This is a genomic window from Micromonospora sp. NPDC047753 (assembly GCF_040642735.1).
Lineage (GTDB): Bacteria > Actinomycetota > Actinomycetes > Mycobacteriales > Micromonosporaceae > Micromonospora.
In genome coordinates, this window is the sequence record NZ_JBEYSL010000523.1 from 1 (window position 1) to 4,536 (window position 4,536).

Genomic DNA, 4,536 nt, shown 5'->3' on the forward strand with positions numbered 1-4,536 from the left:
GCCAACCCGGACGACTTCGGCGCGACCCACCCGGCGGTGCAGGCCCGCGCAGCCATGGGCCCGAAGTTCCTGGCGGCGGTGGACCGGATCGCGGGCGTGGGCAGGACGTTCCGGATCACCGCCCGGCGCCCCAGCAACGGCGGCTAGGTTCGTCCCGGGTCGGTCGCCGCTGCCGGCGGCCGGCCCGGCGTGGCGACCACCGAGGCACGGTTCGGTCCGGGTGACTACCGTGTAGGGCGGACACGTCGGAGGGACGGCAATGGCACGAGCGCAGAACACGGACGTCGAACGGTCGCTCGGGCGGCGGATGCGAGGCGCCGCCGGCCTGGCCGCGCTGGCCGGCCTGGCCTGGGTCGCCCGGGATGTGCCGGCGGCCCTGGGTGGCCGGCTCAGCGGGGCACGGGCCGAACGGGCGGCCGGCTCGCCGCAGTTCCGCGAGGGCACCTTCCACAACCGGGCCGGCACCCGCACGATGGTCGCCGAGCCGGGGCGCAACCTGGTCCGCGAGCTGATCTTCGGCAAGCAGAAGCGGCGTCCGACCGCGGCCGTCCCGCTGCTGCGCCCCAGCGCCGACGGGCCGGAGGCCGCCGACGAGCTCAACATCGTCTGGTACGGCCACGCCTCGACGCTGATCGAGATCGAGGGCCGGCGGGTGCTGCTCGACCCGGTCTGGAGCGAGCGGTGCTCCCCCTCGGGTCTGGTCGGCCCACGCCGGCTGCACCAGCCACCGGTGGGCATCGACGAGCTGCCCCCGCTGGACGCCATCCTGATCTCGCACGACCACTACGACCACCTCGACATGGCCACCGTGCGGGCGCTGCTCGCCGGGCAGTCCGCGCCGTTCCTGGTGCCGCTCGGAGTGGGCGCGCACCTGGACCGCTGGGGCGTACCCGCCGAACGGATCATCGAGCTGGACTGGTCCGAGTCGCACCGGGTGGCCGGCCTGGAGATCACCGCCACCGCCGCCCAGCACTTCTCCGGACGCGGGCTGCGCCGCGACGGCACGCTCTGGAGTTCGTGGGTGGTGGCCGGGGCGCGCCGCAAGGTCTTCTACACCGGCGACTCCGGTTACTTCGACGGCTACGCCGAGATCGGCGCCGAGCACGGGCCGTTCGACGTGACGCTGATGCAGATCGGCGCGTACGACCGGGCCTGGCCGACGATCCACATGTTCCCGGAGGAGGCGGTCAGCGCCCACCTCGACCTGCGCGGCGGGCTGTTCGTGCCGGTGCACTGGGCGACCTTCAACCTGGCCCTGCACGACTGGTCCGAGCCGGTCGACCGGCTGTGGGCCGAGGCGAAGGCCCGCGACGTACGCCTCGCCGTGCCCCGCCCCGGCGAGCGGGTCATCGTCGACGAGCCGCCCGCCGTCGACGGGTGGTGGCAGGCCGTCGCCTGAGGCAGGCCACACCAGGCATCGCCGGAGGTAGGCCGTCGCAGGATCACCTGAGGCGGCCGTCGGGTCAGAGCACGAACGCGTCGGTCCAGAGCGCGCCGGACCGGCCGGAGAGCGCGTCGAGCATGGCCACCGCCTGACCGTCGGTGAGCTGCGCGACGAAGTCGACGATGGCCCGGCCCCGGGCGCGACCGATCCGGTCCGGGGTACGCGGGTGCAGCTCCGCCTCGGCCAGCTCGACCAGGTCGTGCAGCCGGCGGGGCAGCCGGGACTCCTCCTCCGGGTCGAGCAGCCACTCCCAGAGCGCCTCGACCAGGGTGCCCAGCAGCCGGGCCTGGCCGCGCTGATGCAGGGCGAGGTCCGGGCGGGCCAGCACGAACCGGTGGTGGACGAACTTGAGCACCTGCACCTCGTGCCACTGGGCGCAGCCCAGCAGCACGTGCCCGGAGCGCACCGACGGTTGCTCGGTGACCGTGATCGCCTCGACGAAGCGGGTGGACCAGCGGGCGGAGAACCGGGCCACGTACTGCTCGGCCTCGATCGAGCCGTCGAACGGCATCGCGAGCAGCCCGTCCACCAACTCCTCGCGGACGTGCTCGACGGCGGCGGCGAACGCGTCGTCGTCGGCGATCCAGGCGTCCTTGCGGTGCAGTTGCCGGCGTAGCCGCTCGATCGCCGCCCCGGGTCGCCGGGCAGCCGTGGCCAGCGCAGCGTCGGTGATCGCCCGCAGCTGCGCGCTCTCGCGCTGCCAGGCCATCAACTCCGCGGAGACCGAACCCTGCTGGAGCACCCCGACCCGGTAGAAGTCCTCCACGTCGTGGATGGCGTACGCGATGTCGTCGGCGGTGTCCATCACGGACGCCTCGACGGTCTGCTGCCAGTCCGGGATGCGGTCGGCGAACGGTGCCCGGGCCTGCCGCAGATCGTCCAGCTCGGTCCGGTACGCGCCGAACTTCGACGACCCGCTCTCCGGGTCGTCCGGCGGCGGGGTGGCGCCGCGCGGCGGCGGGTCCATGGTGCGCGGGTGCGGGTCGGGGTGGTCCAGGCGGGTCCACGGGTACTTCAGCATTGCCGCGCGGACCGCCGCGGTCAGGTCCAACCCGGTGGTGGCCGCGCCACGGATCTCGGTGCTGGTGACGATGCGGTACGACTGCGCGTTGCCCTCGAAACCGTCGGAGAGGCCGAGACGCTGGCGGGCCAGCCGGTCCAGCACCCGCTCCCCCAGGTGCCCGAACGGTGGGTGGCCGAGGTCGTGGGCGAGCGCCGCCGCCTCCACCACGTCGGGGTCGCAGCCACCGAGCTTGTCCAGCAGGTCACGCCACCGTTCGTCGGCTCCCAACCGCTCGGCGACCGCCCGGGCCACCTGGGCGACCTTGAGGCTGTGGGTGAGCCGGTTGTGCACCAGCAGCCCGGAGCCGACCGGGCTGATCACCTGGGTGACACCACCGAGGCGGGCGAAGAACGGCGAGCCGACGATCCGGTCCCGGTCGGCACGGAACGGGTTGGCCGTGAGGTCGCCGAGGGCCCGGGCGCTGCCGCCGAAGAGCCGCCGGGCGCGCGGCTCCGCAGCAGATTCCATGATCGCAACGCTAGCGCAGGCCCGACGGGACCGCCGCCGGTCACCCCGGCCGGGCGCCGCGGTTCGGTCCCCCGCCCTGGGCCGGGCGCGGCGACAGCGACCGGGGCCGCCCGGCAGAATGCAACCGGTACCCACTCCCGAAGGCGGATCGAGATCGTGACCCAGTCTGTTCATCAGCGGATCGCCGACGAGCTCGGCGTGGCCGAGCGTCAGGTGCGGGCGGCCGTGGAGCTGCTCGACGGCGGCTCGACAGTGCCGTTCATCGCCCGCTACCGCAAGGAGGCCACCGGCCTGCTCGACGACACCCAGCTGCGCACCCTGGAGGAGCGGCTGCGCTACCTGCGCGAGCTGGACGAGCGGCGGGCCGCGGTGCTGGAGTCGATCCGCACCCAGGGCAAGCTCGACGAGGCCCTGGAAGCGCAGATCATGGCCGCCGACTCGAAGTCCCGGCTGGAGGACATCTACCTCCCGTACAAGCCGAAGCGGCGGACCCGGGCGCAGATCGCCCGCGAGGCCGGGTTGGCCCCGTTGGCCGAGACCCTGCTGGCTGACCCGGGTCAGGACCCGAAGACCACCGCCGCCGGGTTCGTCGATGAGGACAAGGGCGTCGCGGACGCCGCCGCCGCGCTGGAGGGCGCACGGGCCATCCTCATCGAGACCTTCGCGGAGGACGCCGACCTGATCGGCACGCTGCGCGAGCAGATGTGGTCGCGGGGCCGGCTGGTTTCCCGGGTACGCGAGGGTCAGGAGACGGCCGGCGCCAAGTTCGCCGACTACTTCGACTTCTCCGAGCCGTACCCGAAGCTGCCCTCGCACCGGATCCTGGCGATGTTCCGGGGCGAGAAGGAGGGCGTGCTCGACCTGACCATGGAGTCGGAGGAGGCGGGCGAGGCGGACGCCGCACCGACCGGCCCGACCCGGTACGAGGCGGCCATCGCCGGCCGGTTCGGGGTGTCCGACGCGGGCCGCCCGGCCGACCGTTGGCTGACCGACACGGTCCGCTGGGCGTGGCGTACCCGGATCCTCATCCACCTCGGCGCGGACCTGCGGATGCGGCTGTGGCAGGCGGCCGAGGAGGAGGCCGTCCGGGTCTTCGCCACCAACCTGCGGGACCTGCTGCTCGCCGCGCCGGCCGGCACCCGGCCCACGATGGGCCTGGACCCGGGCCTACGGACCGGCGTGAAGGTGGCCGTCGTGGATGCCACCGGCAAGGTGGTCGCCACCGACACGATCTATCCGCACGAGCCGCGCCGGCAGTGGGACGCGTCGGTGGAGACCCTCGCCCGGCTGGCCGGGGCGCACGGGGTGGAGCTGATCGCGATCGGCAACGGCACGGCCTCCCGCGAGACCGACAAGCTCGCCGGTGATCTGATCGCCCGACACCCGCAGCTCGGCCTGACCAAGGTGATGGTCTCCGAGGCCGGCGCGTCGGTCTACTCCGCCTCCGCGTACGCCTCCCAGGAGCTGCCCGGGATGGACGTGTCGCTGCGCGGCGCGGCGTCGCGGCATCGGCGGCCCGGGCCGAAGGACCCGCGGTACTGCTGGTCACCGACGTCGAGGC

3 protein-coding genes are annotated in these 4,536 nt (G+C 73.8%); 2 read left to right on the forward strand and 1 reads right to left on the reverse strand.

Translation table 11 applies throughout. The features are described 5' to 3' along the window. The first annotated feature begins 259 nt into the window (after positions 1-259). A complete protein-coding gene (locus tag ABZ749_RS30005; protein ID WP_357233681.1) occupies positions 260-1,399 on the forward strand; it encodes an MBL fold metallo-hydrolase in 1,140 nt (379 codons plus the stop codon). A 64-nt stretch (positions 1,400-1,463) separates the two neighbouring features. On the opposite strand, the gene dgt is transcribed toward ABZ749_RS30005, so the two are convergent. Then, positions 1,464-2,975, reverse strand: a complete 1,512-nt coding sequence (dgt, locus tag ABZ749_RS30010) for a dGTP triphosphohydrolase (protein ID WP_357233683.1) — start codon at positions 2,973-2,975, stop codon at positions 1,464-1,466. A gap of 156 nt (positions 2,976-3,131) precedes the next feature. Between dgt and ABZ749_RS30015 the strand changes: the two genes are divergently transcribed. After that, the coding region (locus ABZ749_RS30015; protein ID WP_357233685.1) for a Tex-like N-terminal domain-containing protein at positions 3,132-4,536 on the forward strand (1,405 nt) is incomplete at its 3' end.

Bases quoted from the DNA above. Each gene is read 5' to 3' on its own strand.
- dgt (WP_357233683.1), bottom strand. From the start codon at position 2,975: ATGGAATCTGCTGCGGAGCCGCGCGCCCGGCGGCTCTTCGGCGGCAGC.
- ABZ749_RS30005 (WP_357233681.1), top strand. From the start codon at position 260: ATGGCACGAGCGCAGAACACGGACGTCGAACGGTCGCTCGGGCGGCGG.